The 18,031-nt window shown below is 61.6% G+C and carries 15 protein-coding genes; 13 read left to right on the top strand and 2 right to left on the bottom strand.

What is annotated here, in order from left to right:
- The first annotated feature begins 10 nt into the window (after window positions 1-10).
- The 8 genes from CAG44_RS03405 to CAG44_RS03370 all read left to right on the top strand — a co-directional run bounded on the left by CAG44_RS03405 (window position 11) and on the right by CAG44_RS03370 (window position 11,667).
- Window positions 11-715 (top strand): succinate dehydrogenase iron-sulfur subunit, encoded by a 705-nt coding sequence (locus tag CAG44_RS03405; protein ID WP_016711649.1) that lies wholly within the window; start codon window positions 11-13, stop codon window positions 713-715.
- 246 nt (window positions 716-961) lie between these two features.
- A complete protein-coding gene (locus CAG44_RS03400) occupies window positions 962-3,793 on the top strand; it encodes a 2-oxoglutarate dehydrogenase E1 component (RefSeq protein ID WP_025339970.1) in 2,832 nt (943 codons plus the stop codon).
- Between the two features lie 42 nt (window positions 3,794-3,835).
- Window positions 3,836-5,056: a 2-oxoglutarate dehydrogenase complex dihydrolipoyllysine-residue succinyltransferase gene (gene odhB / locus CAG44_RS03395; RefSeq protein WP_085691589.1), complete on the top strand. Its 1,221-nt coding sequence runs from the start codon at window positions 3,836-3,838 to the stop codon at window positions 5,054-5,056.
- Window positions 5,057-5,149: 93 nt separating this feature from the next.
- The gene (gene lpdA, locus CAG44_RS03390) at window positions 5,150-6,586 is read left to right on the top strand and encodes a dihydrolipoyl dehydrogenase (protein ID WP_013973439.1); all 1,437 of its coding nucleotides are present in this window, start codon (window positions 5,150-5,152) and stop codon (window positions 6,584-6,586) included.
- A gap of 172 nt (window positions 6,587-6,758) precedes the next feature.
- Entirely contained in the window at window positions 6,759-7,925 is a 1,167-nt protein-coding gene (sucC, locus tag CAG44_RS03385; protein WP_003254205.1) for an ADP-forming succinate--CoA ligase subunit beta, read from the top strand.
- A complete protein-coding gene (gene sucD, locus CAG44_RS03380; protein ID WP_004376004.1) occupies window positions 7,925-8,809 on the top strand; it encodes a succinate--CoA ligase subunit alpha in 885 nt (294 codons plus the stop codon). The genes sucC and sucD overlap by 1 nt, the downstream gene beginning before the upstream one ends.
- A gap of 484 nt (window positions 8,810-9,293) precedes the next feature.
- Window positions 9,294-10,607, top strand: coding sequence for a branched-chain amino acid transport system II carrier protein (gene brnQ / locus CAG44_RS03375; RefSeq protein WP_025339968.1), 1,314 nt, complete (start codon window positions 9,294-9,296; stop codon window positions 10,605-10,607).
- Between the two features lie 310 nt (window positions 10,608-10,917).
- A complete protein-coding gene (locus CAG44_RS03370; RefSeq protein WP_025339967.1) occupies window positions 10,918-11,667 on the top strand; it encodes a DUF599 domain-containing protein in 750 nt (249 codons plus the stop codon).
- 67 nt (window positions 11,668-11,734) lie between these two features.
- On the opposite strand, the gene CAG44_RS03365 is transcribed toward CAG44_RS03370, so the two are convergent.
- A complete protein-coding gene (locus CAG44_RS03365; RefSeq protein ID WP_015271093.1) occupies window positions 11,735-12,028 on the bottom strand; it encodes a hypothetical protein in 294 nt (97 codons plus the stop codon).
- A gap of 154 nt (window positions 12,029-12,182) precedes the next feature.
- Here CAG44_RS03365 and CAG44_RS03360 point away from each other — a divergent pair, with 154 nt between their 5' ends.
- The 4 genes from CAG44_RS03360 (at window position 12,183) to CAG44_RS03345 (ending at window position 15,918) form a co-directional block, all read left to right on the top strand.
- On the top strand, window positions 12,183-12,659 hold the full coding sequence (locus tag CAG44_RS03360) for a PaaI family thioesterase (RefSeq protein WP_085691588.1): 477 nt from the start codon (window positions 12,183-12,185) through the stop codon (window positions 12,657-12,659).
- The gene (locus CAG44_RS03355; protein WP_025339965.1) at window positions 12,656-13,138 is read left to right on the top strand and encodes a PaaI family thioesterase; all 483 of its coding nucleotides are present in this window, start codon (window positions 12,656-12,658) and stop codon (window positions 13,136-13,138) included. The genes CAG44_RS03360 and CAG44_RS03355 overlap by 4 nt, the downstream gene beginning before the upstream one ends.
- A gap of 70 nt (window positions 13,139-13,208) precedes the next feature.
- Window positions 13,209-15,113 carry a molecular chaperone HtpG gene (htpG, locus tag CAG44_RS03350; protein ID WP_085691587.1) on the top strand — a complete coding sequence of 635 codons (1,905 nt, stop codon included), beginning with the start codon at window positions 13,209-13,211 and terminating at the stop codon, window positions 15,111-15,113.
- Between the two features lie 79 nt (window positions 15,114-15,192).
- On the top strand, window positions 15,193-15,918 hold the full coding sequence (locus tag CAG44_RS03345; protein ID WP_085691586.1) for a dienelactone hydrolase family protein: 726 nt from the start codon (window positions 15,193-15,195) through the stop codon (window positions 15,916-15,918).
- Between the two features lie 115 nt (window positions 15,919-16,033).
- On the opposite strand, the gene CAG44_RS03340 is transcribed toward CAG44_RS03345, so the two are convergent.
- A complete protein-coding gene (locus tag CAG44_RS03340; RefSeq protein ID WP_085592769.1) occupies window positions 16,034-16,897 on the bottom strand; it encodes a pirin family protein in 864 nt (287 codons plus the stop codon).
- A gap of 117 nt (window positions 16,898-17,014) precedes the next feature.
- Between CAG44_RS03340 and CAG44_RS03335 the strand changes: the two genes are divergently transcribed.
- Entirely contained in the window at window positions 17,015-18,019 is a 1,005-nt protein-coding gene (locus tag CAG44_RS03335; RefSeq protein WP_085691585.1) for an amidohydrolase family protein, read from the top strand.
- The last annotated feature ends 12 nt before the right edge of the window (window positions 18,020-18,031 follow it).

The raw sequence follows: 18,031 nt of genomic DNA, 5'->3' as shown, positions 1-18,031 counted from the left end.
GGTGGCTGCTATGTTGAAAGTCGAAGTTTATCGTTACAACCCGGACACCGACTCGGCGCCCAAAATGGAGTCGTTCGACGTCGATACCGGCGGCAAGGACCTGATGGTTCTCGATGTATTGGCGCTGATCAAGGAAAAGGACGAAGGTTTCTCGTACCGTCGCTCCTGCCGTGAAGGCGTTTGCGGTTCCGACGGCATGAACATGAACGGCAAGAACGGCCTGGCCTGCATCACCCCGCTGTCGGCGGTGGTGAAGGGCAACAAGCTGGTTCTGCGCCCGCTGCCGGGCCTGCCGGTCATTCGTGACCTGGTCGTCGACATGAGCATCTTCTACAAGCAGTACGAGAAGGTGAAGCCGTTCCTGCAGAACGACACTCCTGCGCCGGCCATCGAGCGCCTGCAGTCGCCGGAAGACCGCGACAAGCTGGACGGCCTGTACGAGTGCATCCTGTGCGCTTGCTGCTCGACTTCCTGCCCATCGTTCTGGTGGAACCCGGACAAGTTCCTGGGCCCGGCCGCACTGCTGCAAGCCTATCGCTTCCTGGCCGACAGCCGTGACACCAAGACCCAGGAGCGCCTGGCGTCCCTGGATGACCCGTTCAGCGTATTCCGCTGCCGCGGGATCATGAACTGCGTCAACGTTTGCCCGAAAGGTCTGAACCCGACCAAGGCAATCGGCCACGTACGTAACATGCTGCTGCAAAGCGGCACCTGATACAAAGTGTTGTACCTGCAGTAAGCCGAGGTGCGGGTGGTGAGCCCGCACTGAGGTAAAACCCGAACAAGGGCTCACAAAGCCCGCGTTCATTACCTATGAAGATATGAGACCAGCAGGGGCTTTCCGGGCTGGTACCCGGAAAATCAGCAGGATCCAAGTGGCGTGGTTCAGTCGCTGTATTCGGACTTTTCCAGGTTTGCTGTGGCTCTCGCCGATCAGTCCCCTAACCGAGGGTGACCAAGCATGCAAGAAAGCGTGATGCAGCGCATGTGGGAAAGCGCCCACCTTTCAGGTGGTAACGCTGCATATGTGGAAGAGCTTTATGAGCTCTACCTGCACGACCCTAACGCTGTGCCAGAAGAGTGGCGCACCTACTTCCAGAAGTTGCCCGCCGACGGCAGCACCGCTACCGATGTATCGCACTCGACAATCCGCGACCATTTCGTACTGCTGGCAAAGAACCAGCGCCGCGCCCAACCGGTATCCGCCGGGAGCGTGAGCAGTGAACACGAGAAGAAGCAGGTTGAAGTTCTGCGACTGATCCAGGCCTATCGTATGCGCGGCCATCAGGCTGCCAAGCTCGACCCGTTGGGGTTGTGGCAGCGTCCTGCGCCCGTAGACCTGTCGATCAATCACTACGGCTTGACCAATGCCGATCTTGATACGACCTTCCGTGCCGGCGACCTGTTCATCGGCAAAGAGGAGGCGAGCCTACGCGAGATCTTCGAGGCGCTCCAGAAGACATATTGTCGCACCATTGGCGCCGAGTTCACCCACATCGTCGATTCCGAGCAGCGCAGCTGGTTCCAGCAGCGTCTGGAAAGCGTGCGCGGCCGTCCGGAGTTTTCCGCTGACGTGCAGGCCCACCTGCTCGAGCGTGTGACCGCCGGTGAAGGCCTTGAGAAATACCTGGGCACCAAGTACCCGGGCACCAAGCGTTTCGGCCTCGAGGGCGGCGAAAGCCTGATCCCGATGCTGGACGAGATGATCCAGCGTTCTGGTTCCTACGGCACCAAGGAAGTCGTGATCGGCATGGCCCACCGTGGCCGCCTGAACGTTCTGGTCAACACCTTCGGCAAGAACCCGCGCGAGCTGTTCGACGAGTTCGAAGGCAAGAAGATGAACGAGCTGGGCTCCGGTGACGTGAAGTATCACCAGGGCTTCTCCTCGAACGTGATGACCCCGGGTGGCGAAGTGCACCTGGCCATGGCGTTCAACCCGTCCCACCTGGAAATCGTCTCGCCAGTGGTCGAGGGTTCGGTGCGCGCCCGTCAGGACCGCCGCAACGACACCGTTGGCGACAAGGTACTGCCGATCTCGATCCACGGCGACGCAGCATTCGCCGGCCAGGGCGTGGTCATGGAAACCTTCCAGATGTCGCAGACCCGCGGTTTCAAGACCGGCGGTACCGTGCACATCGTGATCAACAACCAGGTTGGTTTCACCATCAGCAACCCGCTGGACGCGCGCTCCACCGAGTACGCCACCGACGTTGCCAAGATGATCCAGGCGCCGATCCTGCACGTGAACGGCGACGACCCGGAAGCCGTGCTGTTCGTGACCCAGCTGGCCATCGACTACCGCATGCAGTTCAAGCGTGACGTGGTCATCGACCTGGTCTGCTACCGCCGCCGCGGCCACAACGAGGCCGACGAGCCGAACGGCACCCAGCCTTTGATGTACCAGCAGATCAGCAAGCAGCGCACCACGCGTGAACTGTACGCTGAGGCGCTGATCCAGGCCGGCCGCATCGATTCCGAGCGCGCCCAGGCCAAGATCGACGAGTACCGCAACGCGCTGGACAACGGCCTGCACGTGGTGAAGAGCCTGGTCAAGGAGCCGAACCGCGAGCTGTTCGTCGACTGGCGTCCGTATCTGGGCCATGCCTGGACCGCGCGTCACGACACCCGCTTCGACCTCAAGACCCTGCAGGAACTGTCGGCCAAGCTGCTGGAGATCCCGGAAGGTTTCGTCGTCCAGCGCCAGGTCGCCAAGATCTACGAAGACCGTCAGAAGATGCAGGCCGGTGGCTTGCCGATCAACTGGGGTTATGCAGAGACCATGGCCTACGCCACCCTGCAGTTCGAAGGTCACCCGATCCGCATGACCGGTCAGGACATCGGCCGTGGCACCTTCTCGCACCGTCACGCGGTGCTGCACAACCAGAAGGACGCCAGCACCTACGTACCGCTGAAGAACCTGTTCCCGGGCCAGCCTCAGTTCGAACTGTACGACTCCTTCCTGTCGGAAGAAGCGGTACTGGCCTTCGAATACGGCTACTCGACCACCACGCCGAACGCGCTGGTGATCTGGGAAGCCCAGTTCGGTGACTTCGCCAACGGTGCGCAAGTGGTGATCGACCAGTTCATCACCAGCGGCGAGCACAAGTGGGGCCGTCTGTGCGGTCTGACCATGCTGCTGCCACACGGTTATGAAGGGCAGGGCCCGGAGCACTCCTCCGCGCGCCTGGAGCGTTACCTGCAGCTGTGCGCCGAGCACAACATCCAGGTCTGCGTACCGACCACCCCGGCCCAGATCTACCACCTGCTGCGTCGCCAGGTCATCCGTCCGCTGCGCAAGCCGCTGATCGTGCTGACGCCGAAGTCGCTGCTGCGCCACAAGCTGGCCATCTCTACCCTGGAAGACCTGGCAGAAGGCTCGTTCCAGACCGTGATCCCGGAAATCGACAGCCTCGATCCGGCCAAGGTCGAACGCCTGGTCCTGTGCGGCGGCAAGGTTTACTACGACCTGCTGGAAAAGCGCCGTGCCGAAGGCCGCGAAGACATCGCCATCGTGCGTATCGAGCAGCTGTATCCGTTCCCTGAGGACGACCTGGTCGAAATCCTGGCGCCTTACACCAACCTCAAGCATGCGGTCTGGTGTCAGGAAGAGCCGATGAACCAGGGCGCCTGGTACAGCAGCCAGCACCACATGCGCCGTATCCTGGGCCGCCACAACAAGGCACTGGTCCTGGAATACGCCGGCCGCGACGCTTCCGCCGCGCCAGCCTGTGGTTACGCATCGAAGCACGCCGAACAGCAGGAAAAACTGCTGCAAGACGCCTTCACTGTTTAATGCCTTCGCGCACCTGAAACCGAATTTAAGGAAACACAGATAATGGCTATCGAGATCAAAGCCCCAACCTTCCCGGAATCGGTTGCCGATGGCACCGTTGCCACCTGGCACAAGCAGCCGGGCGATGCCGTCAAGCGTGACGAGCTGATCGTCGACATCGAGACCGACAAGGTCGTCCTGGAAGTACTGGCCACCGCCGACGGCGTGCTGGGCGCCATCGTCAAGGGCGAGGGCGACACCGTCCTGTCCGACGAAGTACTGGGTTCGATCGTTGAAGGCGGTGCTGCCGCCGCTGCACCAGCTGCCGCCCCGGCCACTGCTGCCCCGGCTGCCGCTGCTGCCGACGCTGGCGAAGAAGACCCGGTTGCCGCCCCGGCCGCGCGCAAGCTGGCTGAAGAGAACGGCATCGACCTGGCTACCGTTGCCGGCACCGGCAAAGGTGGTCGCATCACCAAGGAAGACGTCGTCGCTGCCGTCGCCAACAAGAAGTCGGCGCCTGCTGCAGCTGCCAAGCCTGCCGCCGCTGCCGCTGCTGCCCCGGTTGTCGTTGCCGCTGGCGACCGCACCGAGAAGCGTGTGCCGATGACCCGCCTGCGCGCCAAGATCGCCGAGCGTCTGGTCGAAGCCCAGTCGAGCATGGCCATGCTGACCACCTTCAACGAAGTCGACATGACCGAAGTCATGGCCCTGCGTTCGAAGTACAAGGACCTGTTCGAGAAGACCCACAACGGCGTACGCCTGGGCTTCATGTCGTTCTTCGTCAAGGCCGCCACCGAAGCCCTGAAGCGCTTCCCGGCTGTCAACGCCTCGATCGACGGCAACGACATAGTCTACCACGGCTACGCCGACGTCGGCGTTGCCGTGTCCAGCGACCGTGGCCTGGTGGTACCGGTACTGCGTAACGCCGAGTCGATGAGCCTGGCGGAAATCGAGAACGGCATCGCCACCTTCGGCAAGAAGGCCCGTGACGGCAAGCTGGCCATCGAAGAGATGACTGGCGGCACCTTCACCATCACCAACGGTGGTACCTTCGGTTCGATGATGTCGACCCCGATCGTCAACCCGCCGCAGGCCGCCATTCTCGGCATGCACAACATCATCCAGCGCCCGATGGCCATCAATGGCCAGGTGGTGATTCGCCCGATGATGTACCTGGCGCTGTCGTACGATCACCGCCTGATCGACGGCAAGGAAGCGGTAACCTTCCTGGTCACCATCAAGAACCTGCTGGAAGATCCGTCTCGCCTGCTGCTGGACATCTAACCCTCTGGCTGCGTACCGTGCCGGCCCTGGCTTCGCAGGAAGCCATGCCGCGCGGTCCGCGGCTTGTAGCTTGTAGCTGATAAGGAATCTTTTATGACCCAGAAATTCGACGTAGTGGTGATTGGTGCAGGTCCTGGCGGCTATGTGGCTGCCATCAAGGCCGCACAACTTGGTCTGAAGACTGCCTGTATCGAGAAGTACACCGACGCCGAGGGCAAGCTGGCCCTGGGCGGCACCTGCCTGAACGTAGGTTGCATTCCTTCCAAGGCGCTGCTGGACAGCTCCTGGAAGTACAAGGAAGCCAAAGAGAGCTTCAACGTCCACGGTATCTCCACTGGTGAAGTGAAGATGGACGTCGCCGCGATGGTTGGCCGCAAGGCTGGCATCGTCAAGAACCTGACCGGTGGCGTTGCCACCCTGTTCAAGGCCAACGGCGTTACTTCGATCCAGGGCCACGGCAAGCTGCTGGCCGGCAAGAAAGTCGAAGTCACCAAGGCTGACGGCACCACCGAAGTCATCGAAGCCGAGAACGTGATCCTGGCTTCCGGCTCGCGCCCGATCGACATTCCGCCGGCTCCGGTCGACCAGAACGTCATCGTCGACTCCACCGGCGCCCTGGAATTCCAGGCCGTGCCGAAGCGCCTGGGCGTTATCGGTGCTGGCGTGATCGGCCTGGAGCTGGGCTCGGTATGGGCTCGCCTGGGTGCTGAAGTCACCGTCCTGGAAGCCCTGGACACCTTCCTGATGGCTGCCGACACCGCCGTGTCGAAAGAAGCCCAGAAGACCCTGACCAAGCAAGGCCTGGACATCAAGCTGGGCGCGCGCGTCACCGGCTCGAAAGTCAACGGCAACGAAGTCGAAGTGACCTACACCGACGCCAACGGCGAGCAGAAGATCACCTTCGACAAGCTGATCGTCGCGGTCGGCCGTCGCCCGGTGACCACTGATCTGCTGGCCGCCGACAGCGGCGTGACCATCGACGAGCGTGGCTACATCTTCGTCGACGACTACTGCGCTACCAGCGTGCCGGGCGTGTATGCCATCGGTGACGTGGTACGCGGCATGATGCTGGCCCACAAGGCCTCGGAAGAGGGCATCATGGTGGTCGAGCGCATCAAGGGTCACAAGGCCCAGATGAACTACGACCTGATCCCGTCGGTCATCTACACCCACCCGGAAATCGCGTGGGTCGGCAAGACCGAACAGGCCTTGAAGGCCGAGGGCGTTGAGGTTAACGTGGGCACCTTCCCGTTCGCGGCCAGCGGCCGTGCGATGGCTGCCAACGACACCGGTGGTTTCGTCAAGGTCATCGCCGATGCCAAGACCGACCGCGTCCTGGGTGTACACGTGATTGGCCCATCGGCTGCCGAACTGGTGCAGCAGGGCGCAATCGCTATGGAATTCGGCACCAGTGCCGAGGATCTGGGCATGATGGTCTTCAGCCATCCGACCCTGTCCGAAGCGTTGCATGAAGCAGCGCTGGCAGTGAATGGCGGCGCCATTCACGTGGCCAACCGTAAGAAGCGTTAATTATAAGAAACCACGGCGGGCTGCCCGTCGTGAGTCTTGCGTGCATGACTCACCGCGGAAAGTCCGCCGGACCGGATCACACGGGAAAACCCGGGGTCAACGGTCACAGGTGGTGCGGCGCCAGTGATGGCGCAGCGCCGAAGCGCAGTACCTAACGAAGACGGTAAAAAGCATGAATCTTCACGAGTATCAGGGTAAGCAGCTGTTCGCTGAATACGGCCTGCCAGTTTCCAAGGGTTTCGCTGTCGATACCCCTGAGCAAGCTGCAGAAGCCTGCGACAAGATCGGCGGGAACGAGTGGGTGGTAAAAGCCCAGGTTCACGCGGGTGGTCGCGGTAAAGCGGGCGGCGTCAAGCTGGTTCGCAGCAAAGAAGACGCCAAGGCGTTCGCTGCACAGTGGTTGGGCAAGAATCTGGTTACCTACCAGACCGATGCCAACGGTCAACCCGTCTCCAAGATTCTGGTCGAATCCTGCACTGACATCGCCAAAGAGCTGTACCTGGGCGCTGTAGTCGATCGTTCGAGCCGCCGTATCGTGTTCATGGCTTCCACCGAAGGTGGCGTGGACATCGAGAAAGTTGCTCACGAAACGCCTGAGAAGATCCTCAAGGCCACCATCGACCCGCTGGTCGGCGCTCAGCCGTTCCAGGGTCGCGAGCTGGCATTCCAGCTGGGCCTGGAAGGCAAGCAAGTTCAACAGTTCGCCAAGATCTTCGTTGGTCTGGCCAAGCTGTTCAAGGATCACGACCTGGCCCTGCTGGAAGTGAACCCGCTGGTGATCAAGGCCGACGGCGACCTGCACTGCCTCGATGCCAAGATCAACATCGACGCCAACGCCATGTACCGTCAGCCTAAGCTGAAAACCTTCCACGACCCGTCGCAGGACGACGCCCGTGAAGCCCACGCTGCCAAGTTCGAACTGAACTACGTTGCCCTCGAAGGCAACATCGGCTGCATGGTCAACGGTGCCGGCCTGGCCATGGGTACCATGGACATCGTCAACCTGCACGGCGGCAAGCCGGCCAACTTCCTCGACGTTGGCGGTGGTGCTACCAAAGAGCGCGTTACCGAAGCGTTCAAGATCATTCTGTCCGACAGCAATGTCGCGGCCGTTCTGGTCAACATCTTCGGCGGCATCGTTCGCTGCGACATGATTGCCGAAGGCATCATCGGTGCAGTGAAAGAAGTCGGCGTGAAAGTTCCGGTCGTCGTTCGCCTTGAAGGCAACAACGCCGAACTGGGCGCTAAAGTACTGGCAGAAAGCGGTTTGAACATCATTGCGGCAACCAGCCTGACCGACGCTGCTCAACAAGTTGTCAAAGCTGCGGAGGGCAAGTAATGAGCGTCCTGATCAATAAAGACACCAAAGTCATCTGCCAGGGCTTCACCGGCTCGCAGGGTACTTTCCACTCCGAACAGGCCATCGCCTACGGCACCAAGATGGTCGGCGGCGTAACCCCAGGCAAGGGTGGCACCACCCACCTGGGCCTGCCAGTGTTCAACACTGTGAAAGAAGCTGTGGAAGCTACCGGCGCTGACGCTTCGGTCATCTACGTTCCGGCTCCTTTCTGCAAGGACTCGATCCTGGAAGCTGCCTTCGGCGGCATCAAGCTGATCGTGTGCATCACCGAAGGCATTCCTACCCTGGACATGCTGGATGCCAAGGTCAAGTGCGACGAGCTGGGCGTGACCCTGATCGGCCCTAACTGCCCAGGTGTCATCACCCCGGGCGAGTGCAAGATCGGCATCATGCCAGGCCACATCCACCTGCCAGGCAAGGTCGGTATCGTTTCGCGTTCCGGCACCCTGACCTACGAAGCTGTGAAGCAGACCACCGACGCCGGCTTCGGCCAGTCGACCTGCGTCGGCATCGGCGGTGACCCGATCCCGGGCTCCAACTTCATCGACATCCTGAAGCTGTTCCAGGAAGACCCGAAGACCGAAGCGATCGTCATGATCGGCGAGATCGGCGGTTCGGCTGAAGAAGAAGCTGCGGCCTATATCAAGGCCAACGTCACCAAGCCTGTCGTTTCCTACATCGCTGGTGTTACCGCACCTGCGGGCAAGCGCATGGGCCACGCTGGCGCCATCATCTCCGGCGGCAAGGGCACTGCGGACGAGAAGTTCGCCGCCCTGCAGGACGCTGGTGTGAAGACCGTGCGTTCCCTGGCTGACATCGGCAAGGCCCTGGCCGAGCTGACTGGCTGGGAAGTCAAGAAGTAATACTGCTACACCCCCCACGCGCACAGAGGCCACCTTCGGGTGGCCTTTGTCGTTTCTGGGGGTTGGGTATTCCTGTGCCGACCTCTTCGCGGGCTTGCCCGCTCCCACAGGAGATCTCCACATTCCGGGCCTGTCGTGATTCCCTGTGGGAGCGGGCGAGCCCGCGAAGAGGCCGGTACAGGCAACATGGATTTTTCGATGAGTTTGATAGGAATTTTCACGCAGACGAATATTTCAATCCGAGGATAATTCTCGCTGTCCTCGGTCGCACAGACGACAAACATGTACGCACATCGGACAAGCAGCACTGTGCCAGTGCGTTTGACTGACAAAACAGTTACATTACGCGTTCACTCTGTGCCCGTACCCCAAAAGGGAACGACACGCTAAACGGGTCTGGCCTATCAAGCCGGGCAGCATTTCCCCTCATCCAAAGGGAAATCCCCTCTCGAATCCCGATTTCAGCAGTGTGGTACTACCTTAAATGAAAGTTCTCAAAGGCCAGGATATCCTGGCGCTTGGCTTTATGACGTTTGCGCTTTTCGTGGGCGCTGGCAACATCATCTTCCCGCCTATCGTCGGTCTGCAGTCTGGCCCGCACGTATGGATGGCGGCCCTGGGCTTCCTGGTTACCGCCGTGGGCCTGCCGGTCATCACCGTGGTCGCCCTGGCCAAGGTCGGCGGCGGCATGGATGCCCTGAGCAGCCCGATCGGCAAGTTCTTCGGTGGCCTGCTGGCGGCCGTGTGCTACCTGTCGGTCGGCCCGCTGTTCGCCACCCCGCGCACCGCGACCGTATCGTTCGAAGTGGGCGTTGCGCCGTTGACCGGTGAAAGCCCGCTGGCGCTGTTCATCTACAGCCTGGTGTACTTCCTCGTGGTACTGGCCGTGTCCATGTACCCGGGCAAGCTGCTCGACACCGTGGGCCGCTTCCTGGCGCCGTTGAAGATCATCGCCCTGGCGGTGCTGGGCATCGCCGCCTTCGCGCTGCCTGCCGGCACCATTGGTGAAGCGCAGCCGGCCTATGCCGCCGCAGCGTTCTCCAAGGGCTTCTCCGATGGTTACCTGACCATGGACACCCTGGGTGCCCTGGTGTTCGGTATCGTCATCGTCAACGCCATCCGCTCGCGCGGTGTCGAGTCGCCGAAGCTGATCACCCGCTATGCCATCATCGCCGGCCTGATCGCCGGTGTCGGCCTGGCCCTGGTGTACATCAGCCTGTTCCGCCTGGGTGCAACCAGCCACGATATCGCGGCTGACGCCACCAACGGCGCGGCGGTACTGCATGCCTACGTGCAGCACACCTTCGGTTCGCTGGGCAGCGGCTTCCTCGCCGTGCTGATCGCGCTGGCTTGCCTGGTGACCGCAGTCGGCCTGACCTGTGCCTGCGCCGAGTACTTCAGCCAGATGCTGCCGCTGTCGTACCGTGCACTGGTGGTGATCCTGGCGGGCTTCTCGCTGCTGATCTCCAACCTCGGCCTGACCAAGCTGATCATGTTCTCGATCCCGGTGCTCACCGCGATCTACCCGCCGTGCATCGTGGTGGTCGGGCTCAGCTTCGTGAAGGACCTGTGGAACTCGCCAACCCGCATCCTGGCGCCAGTGATGCTGGTGTCGCTGCTGTTCGGCATGGTCGATGCGATCAAGGGCAGCGGCATTGCCCACGTGCTGCCAGACTTCATGGCCCACCTGCCGTTGAGCGACCAGGGCCTGGCCTGGCTGGTGCCTTCGGTGGTGACCCTGGTTGGCGCCGTGGCCTGCGACCGCATGCTCGGCAAGCCGCGCGAAGCGCTGGCCTGATAGTCGAAGCCTGAGGGCGGCACCGGCCACAAGCCGAAGGGTGCTCGCCAAGGGTGGAAACTCAAGAGCCCCGTATCCTAGAGGATGCGGGGCTTTTTCTTTGCCTGTACCGGCCTCTTCGCGGGCACGCCCGCTCCCACAGGTCAAGCGCAAACCTCAGAATTGGCGCTGTACCTGTGGGAGCGGGCGTGCCCGCGAAGAGGCCGGATGAGCAGTGCAAATATCAGGATGGATGTGTGCCTTTTGCCGCTTGCCAGCGTCGAAATCCGGTCCCTATCCTTCAGGTATCTGGCCCTCCCGGGAACCCTGCATGAACTTCATCCAAAGCAACTTCAACAACCTGTTGGCCATCGCCTGGTTCGCCCTGTGCTGGGGCGGTTACACCCGTTATGCCATCTGGAAGGGCCGCGACACCGCGTGCCTAGCCAGCGTGCTGCACCTGTACCGCGAAGACTGGATGCGCCGCATGCTGCTGCGCGACAACCGCATTGCCGATGCCAGCGTGATCGGCAACCTCGAGCGCAACGCCTCGTTCTTCGCCTCCAGCACCCTGATCATCCTTGCCGGCATCCTCACTGTGCTTGGGGCCTCCGACCGGGCGCTGTCGCTGCTGGCCGACCTGCCGCTGGTGCAGCAGACGTCCCAAGGCATGTCGGAGATCAAGCTGCTGTGCCTGGCCATGGTCTTCGTCTACGCCTTTTTCACCTTCAGCTGGTGCATGCGCCAATACAACTTCGCGGCAGTGCTGGTGGGTTCGGCGCCGATGATCGGTGAACGGCTGGTCAATGAACTTGAACGCAAGGCATTCGCCTCGCGGGCGGCGCGGGTGCTGTCCCTTGCCGCCAACCAGTTCAACCTGGGCCTGCGTTCCTATTACTTCGGCATGGCCATGTTGAGCTGGTTCATCAGCCCATGGTTGTTCATGGTCATGAGTGTCGGGGTAGTGCTGATTCTGTACCGCCGCGAGTTCCATTCGGATGTGTTGGATGTGATGGTGTTCACACCTACCGAAAGTGTTTCGATCGAACCCGCCAAGGAAAACACCGTTTCTGGAACCTGAAACGTTTAATCCATAAGTTTCAGGCACAAAAAAACCCGACAATGTCGGGTTTTCTTGTTTTAGCCGATTACTGCTTGGCAGGTTCGGCTGGAGCAGCTGGGGTAGCTGGAGCGGCTTCCGGAGCCGGAGTAGCCGGAGCGGCTTCTTCGGCGGCCTTCTGCTCGGCTTCGGCCTGATCTTTGGCGGCTTCGGCGTTTTCCTTGGCAGCCTCGTTCATTTTATCCTGAGCTTCGCCCGCTTTTTCCTGGGCTTGCTCGGCGTGTTGCTGTGCGTCCTGGGCTTTGTCTTCGCTCGCTTTATCGCAAGCGGCCAGGCCCATGGCAGCGGCCAGCATCAGAGCAAAAGCAAAAGGTTTACGCATGGGGGTGTTTCTCCTTGGTGGAATAAGTGACTTGTTCCTTCGAGTGCAACTACGCGGAATAAGTTCCGCGAAGATTACACATATATAACGCCCCGTTCTATATGGACTTTTTAACGATTTTATGCCGCTGCGGCAATACGCAGGGAAACAGCCAATGAGCGATTCAACCTTGATGGCCATGGCCGAGCGTTTTCTCTCGGCCCTGAGACATTGTCAGTTGTTGCAAATGCGCGTGGCGCAAACCAATGCCGATGGCATGACCCTGGTGCTGCCCTGGTCACCGGCCATCGTCGGCAACCCGCAGACCGGCGCCGTGCATGGCGGCGCGCTGACCACGCTGATGGACACCACCTGCGGCATGGCCACGTTGTGCGTGCTGCCGCGCTTCGAGGTGTGCCCGACACTGGACCTGCGCATCGACTACATGCACCCGGCAGAGGCCGGCAAGGACATCTACGGCCATGCCCAGTGCTACCGGGTCACCCGCGATGTGATCTTCACCCGTGGCACGGCCTATCAGGACGACCCCACCCAGCCGATCTGCCAGGTGGTGGGCACGTTCATGCGCCTGGGCCAGGAGATCAAGGGTGGCATCCGTTTCGGCAACAGCCTGAAGGAGGGCGGGGCATGATTCCGCACGAGGTTCGCCAACAGCTCAACGCCGCCCATGCAGTGGGAGACTATCGGCCTTTGCTGGCACTGATCCCCTATGCCGGCCTGATCGGCATCGAATGCGAGCGCGAGGGCGATGACCTGCTGTTCCGCCTGCCGGCCAGCCAGGACAACATCGGCAACCCGCTGCTGCCGGCCATCCACGGCGGGGTGATCGCAGGCTTCATGGAGCTGTCGGCAGCGCTGTACCTGCTGATCTTCAGCGAGAGCGCGAGCATTCCGAAGATCATCGACTTTTCCATCGATTACCTGCGCGCCGGGCACTTTCGCGATACCTACGCCCAGTGCCAACTGTGGCGCCAGGGCCGGCGGGTGACCAATGTGGCCATCACCGCCTGGCAGGGTGACAGGCAGTCGCCGATCGCCACGGCTCGCGCGCATTTCAAGATCGAACCGGAAAAGCCCTTGAAATCATCCGGGCAGCCCCCATCTGCATGACATCCGCCGCTAACGCAGGCCAACCTGGCCGCCAGGCGTCAACTGCCATCAGATCGGAGTTTTGAAGACCATGAGTGTGGAGACTCAAAAAGAAACGCTGGGCTTCCAGACCGAGGTAAAGCAGCTGCTGCACCTCATGATCCATTCCTTGTATTCGAACAAGGAGATCTTCCTGCGTGAATTGATCTCCAACGCCTCCGACGCCGCCGACAAGCTGCGTTTCGAGGCCCTGGCCAAGCCAGAGCTGTTCGAAGGCGACGCCGACCTGAAGATTCGCCTGAGCTTCGACAAGGACGCCGGTACCGTGACCCTCGAGGACAACGGCATCGGCATGAGCCGCGAAGACGTCATCGCCCACCTGGGTACCATCGCCAAGTCCGGCACCGCCGACTTCATGAAGAACCTCACCGGTGACCAGAAGAAGGACTCGCACCTGATCGGTCAGTTCGGTGTGGGCTTCTACTCCGCGTTCATCGTTGCCGACAAGGTCGATGTGTACAGCCGCCGTGCCGGCCAGCCGGCCGCCGAAGGCGTGCACTGGTCGTCGAAAGGCGAGGGCGAGTTCGAAGTCGCCACCATCGACAAGCCACAGCGCGGCACCCGCATCGTCCTGCACCTGAAGAAGGACGAGCAGGAGTTCGCTGATGGCTGGCGCCTGCGCAACGTGGTCAAGAAGTACTCCGACCACATCGCCATGCCGATCCAGCTGCCGAAGGAGCAAGCTGCCGCCGAAGGCGAAGAACAGCCGGCCGAAGAGTGGGAAACCGTCAACCGTGCCAGCGCCCTGTGGACCCGTCCGCGTACCGAGATCAAGGACGAGGAGTACCAGGAGTTCTACAAGCACATCGGCCATGACTTCGAAAACCCGCTGGCCTGGAGCCACAACAAGGTCGAAGGCAAGCTCGAATACAACTCGCTGCTGTACGTGCCGGCCCGCGCGCCGTTCGACCTGTACCAGCGCGAAGCGCCACGCGGCCTGAAGCTGTACGTGCAGCGCGTGTTCATCATGGACCAGGCCGAGTCGTTCCTGCCGCTGTACCTGCGCTTCATCAAGGGTGTGGTCGATTCCAACGACCTGTCGCTGAACGTGTCGCGTGAAATCCTGCAGAAAGACCCGATCATCGACTCGATGAAGACCGCGCTGACCAAGCGCGTGCTGGACATGCTGGAGAAGCTGGCGAAGAACGAGCCCGAGCAGTACAAGGGCTTCTGGAAGAACTTCGGCCAGGTGCTGAAGGAAGGCCCGGCCGAAGACTTCGCCAACAAGGAAAAGATCGCCGGCCTGCTGCGCTTCGCTTCCACCCAGGACGACAGCGGCGAGCAGAGCGTGGCCCTGGCCGACTACCTGGCACGCGCCAAGGAAGGCCAGGACAAGATCTACTACCTCACCGGCGAGTCGTACGCGCAGGTCAAGAACAGTCCGCACCTGGAAGTCTTCCGCAAGAAAGGCATCGAAGTGCTGCTGCTGACCGACCGTATCGACGAGTGGCTGATGAGCTACCTCAACGAGTTCGACGGCAAGGCCTTCGTCGACGTCGCCCGTGGCGACCTGGACCTGGGCAAGCTGGATTCGGAAGAAGAGAAGAAGGCCCAGGAAGAAGTCGCCAAGGACAAGGAAGGCCTGGTCGAGCGCCTGAAGGGCGCGCTGGGTGACAGCGTGGCCGAAGTGCGCGTGTCGCACCGCCTGACCGACTCGCCGGCGATTTTGGCCATCGGTGAGCAGGACCTGGGCCTGCAGATGCGCCAGATCCTCGAAGCCAGCGGGCAGAAGGTGCCGGAGTCCAAGCCGATCTTCGAGTTCAACCCGACCCACCCGCTGATCGAGAAGCTGGACAACGAGCAGAGCGAAGACCGCTTTGCCGAGCTGTCGCACATCCTGTTCGATCAGGCGGCCCTGGCGGCCGGTGACAGCTTGAAGGACCCGGCGGCTTACGTTCGTCGCCTGAACAAGCTGCTGGTCGAGCTGTCTGCTTGAGTTGATGCATAGGAAAGCCCGCTTCGGCGGGCTTTTTTCATGGCGAGCATATTGATGACGAGTGCCAAAGGAGTGCTTGATGAGCAAAGTAATCGTCGAATCGCTGGTCTATCACCTGTCCGGCAAGGCGTATGAAAGCCGCCTGGTCTACGAGCCGGGCGCGCTGGGGCGGCCAGGCCTGGTGATGGCGCCGAACTGGATGGGTATCGGCGAAGGTGCCGAGCGCATCGCCAAGGAAGTGGCCGAAAAGGGCTATGTGGTGCTGATTGCCGACCTGTACGGGCAATCGGTGCGTCCGTCCAACGCCGACGAGGCCGGCGCGGCGATGATGCCGTTGAAGAACGACCGTGGCGAGTTGCGCAAGCGCATGCAGGAAGCCCTGGCGCAACTGTTGGGGCAGTCGAAGGCGCTGCTGGAGCCGGGCAAGGTCGGCACGTTTGGTTTCTGCTTTGGTGGCTGCTGTGCACTGGAGCTGGCCCGTACTGGCGCCGATTTGCGTGCGGCGGTGTCGTTCCATGGCACGCTGGACACGCCGAACCTGGAAGATGCCAAGCGCATCAAGGGCTCGGTGCTGGTGCTGCACGGCGCTTCCGATCCACTGGTGCCGAAGGAGCAGCTGCCGGCCTTCGAGGAGGAGATGAACGCGGCCAAGGTTGACTGGCAATTGCTCAGCTATGGCGGCGCGGTGCACTCGTTTACCGACCCGAGTGCCAATGTGCCGGGCAAGATGCAATATGACCGGCGTACATCGGAGCGGGCGTTCCGCTCGATGCATAACCTGCTGACCGAAGTGTTCCAGCGCTGAGATTGCAGGGGGCCGCTGTGCGGCCCATCGCTGGCAAGCCAGCTCCCACAGTGAAGACAGCGCCGTACCTGTGGGAGCTGGCTTGCCGGCGATGGGCTGCAAAGCAGCCCCAAAATTACCTGGGCAGCTCGATCCTCGAAGTTTCCCCCGGCACCACCGGCCAATCCCCCGCAGCCCACTTTGCCCGGGCCTGTTCGATCAGTTCCACATCGCTGGCGACAAAGTTCCAGTTCATCCGCCGCGGCCCATCCAGCGGCGCGCCACCAATCAGCACCAGTTGGCACTCACCTTCCGCATACAGTGTCACCTCTTCGCCCTCCGGCAGCACCACCAGGCTACACGGCTCCACCTCCTCATCGTTCATCAGCAATTCGCCATCCAGTACGTACAGCGCCCGTTGCGCATGCTCATTCGGCACCTGCAAGGTAGTCGCCGGCTGCATCCGCACATGTGCGTAAAGGGTAGGGGAGAGCACCGGCACCGGCGACTCCAGGCAGAACCCGCTGCCGGCAATCATGCAGATGCGCACCCCCAGGCTCTCGCTGACCGGCAGGCTTGCCGCCGGGTGGTGGCTGTAACTTGCCGGGCCTTGTTCATGCTCGCGTGGCGATGCCAGCCATACCTGCAACCCGTGCAGGCGTGAACCATGGGCCAGGGCATCTTCAGGCGTGCGCTCGACATGGGCCACGCCGCTGCCTGCGGTCATCCAGCTGACATCGCCCGGCAGCACTCGCTGCGCCGAGCCTAGGCTGTCCTTGTGCAGTATTGCCCCTTCGAACAGGTAGGTAAGGGTCGACAGGCCGATATGCGGGTGCTGGCGGATGTCCATGCCATGCCCAGGGGCATAGTCGGTTTCGAGCATGTGGTCGAAAAACACGAAAGGGCCGACGCTGCGGCACTGGGCCGACGGCAGCGGGCGCAGGATCGGCTGGCCCTCGACCGATTCGGCACGTGGGCGGATGACCAGGGGGCTGCTCATGGGAAGGCTCCAGGCAAGGTGGAAATGCCCCAAGCATAGCGGTTTGCCCGCTGCGGCTGAACCGTCTCGTTGGCTGGCCGGTCTAGAGGTGTGGTACCCGGAAAAGGAAGCTTCATCATGAGCGTCAGAGCGCTGGCCTGCGTGCTGTTATCCACCTGGCTGTGCCAAGCGGCGCAGGCGCGCGACTACCGCTACAGTGATGCCCACCTGCACTACGTCGACTTCTTCCAGGAAAGCGAAGGCATGCCTGCGCTGATCAAGGCCATGGACGCCGCCGGTATCGAGCAGTCGATGATTTCCGGCGTCCCGGTGGCCAAGAAGTGGCACGAAGACGAGCCGAAGCGCCCGCGCTATTACGCTGGGGATGACGCCGAAGCCTACTGGTACAGCGCCACCGACACCTACGTGGCCGCGGCGTTGCAGCAACTGCCCGACGAGCAGCGCAAGCGCTTTCATCCGTTCCTGGCCGGCTTCAATCCGGTGGACAAGAACGCCGCCAGCCATATCGAGCGCATGCTCGATCTGCATCCTGGGCTGTGGCAGGGCATCGGCGAGGTGTTCACCCGCCACGATGACCTGACGGCACTGACCAGCGGTGACACGCCGCGCGCCAACAACGAAGCGATGACGCGTATCTATCACCTGGCAGCCGAGCGCGACTTGCCGGTGCTGCTGCATTCCAACATCACCTCCAAACGCGAGCGCAACCCCTTGTACCTGGCGGAGATCGAAGAGCCGCTGCGCAATCACCCGCACACGCGGTTTATCTGGGCGCACGCCGGCAGCAGCATGGAGATTCACCGGCACCAGACACAGATGGACTTTCTGCTGCCGGTGCTGACGCGGTTACTGGAGGATTACCCGAACCTGTATGTCGATTTGTCGTGGAGCGTGCTGGAGCCTTATCTGCTGGATGACCAGGGTGTGCCGCGCAAGGCGTGGCTGGCACTGGTCGAAAGGTTCCCGGAGCGGTTCATGCTGGGTTCGGATGTGGTGGGGCGGTTTGGTAGCCTTGGGGAGCAGATGCATGGGTTCAGGCCGTTTCTGGATGCATTGCCGGAACAAGTTGCCAACAAGGTGGCCAGGGAGAATTTTCTGGCTGTACTGCCCAGGCAGAAATAAGGGTTTTCCTGT

Origin of the sequence: Pseudomonas sp. B13(2017), assembly GCF_002113245.1 — a bacterium.
GTDB lineage: Bacteria > Pseudomonadota > Gammaproteobacteria > Pseudomonadales > Pseudomonadaceae > Aquipseudomonas > Aquipseudomonas putida_Z.
The sequence above is the reverse complement of the archived record's forward strand: the minus strand, read 5'-3'. Positions and strand labels throughout refer to the sequence as shown.

Bases quoted from the DNA above. Each gene is read 5' to 3' on its own strand.
- CAG44_RS03405 (WP_016711649.1), top strand. From the start codon at position 11: ATGTTGAAAGTCGAAGTTTATCGTTACAACCCGGACACCGACTCGGCG.
- CAG44_RS03400 (WP_025339970.1), top strand. From the start codon at position 962: ATGCAAGAAAGCGTGATGCAGCGCATGTGGGAAAGCGCCCACCTTTCA.
- odhB (WP_085691589.1), top strand. From the start codon at position 3,836: ATGGCTATCGAGATCAAAGCCCCAACCTTCCCGGAATCGGTTGCCGAT.
- lpdA (WP_013973439.1), top strand. From the start codon at position 5,150: ATGACCCAGAAATTCGACGTAGTGGTGATTGGTGCAGGTCCTGGCGGC.
- sucC (WP_003254205.1), top strand. From the start codon at position 6,759: ATGAATCTTCACGAGTATCAGGGTAAGCAGCTGTTCGCTGAATACGGC.
- sucD (WP_004376004.1), top strand. From the start codon at position 7,925: ATGAGCGTCCTGATCAATAAAGACACCAAAGTCATCTGCCAGGGCTTC.
- brnQ (WP_025339968.1), top strand. From the start codon at position 9,294: ATGAAAGTTCTCAAAGGCCAGGATATCCTGGCGCTTGGCTTTATGACG.
- CAG44_RS03370 (WP_025339967.1), top strand. From the start codon at position 10,918: ATGAACTTCATCCAAAGCAACTTCAACAACCTGTTGGCCATCGCCTGG.
- CAG44_RS03365 (WP_015271093.1), bottom strand. From the start codon at position 12,028: ATGCGTAAACCTTTTGCTTTTGCTCTGATGCTGGCCGCTGCCATGGGC.
- CAG44_RS03360 (WP_085691588.1), top strand. From the start codon at position 12,183: ATGAGCGATTCAACCTTGATGGCCATGGCCGAGCGTTTTCTCTCGGCC.
- CAG44_RS03355 (WP_025339965.1), top strand. From the start codon at position 12,656: ATGATTCCGCACGAGGTTCGCCAACAGCTCAACGCCGCCCATGCAGTG.
- htpG (WP_085691587.1), top strand. From the start codon at position 13,209: ATGAGTGTGGAGACTCAAAAAGAAACGCTGGGCTTCCAGACCGAGGTA.
- CAG44_RS03345 (WP_085691586.1), top strand. From the start codon at position 15,193: ATGAGCAAAGTAATCGTCGAATCGCTGGTCTATCACCTGTCCGGCAAG.
- CAG44_RS03340 (WP_085592769.1), bottom strand. From the start codon at position 16,897: ATGAGCAGCCCCCTGGTCATCCGCCCACGTGCCGAATCGGTCGAGGGC.
- CAG44_RS03335 (WP_085691585.1), top strand. From the start codon at position 17,015: ATGAGCGTCAGAGCGCTGGCCTGCGTGCTGTTATCCACCTGGCTGTGC.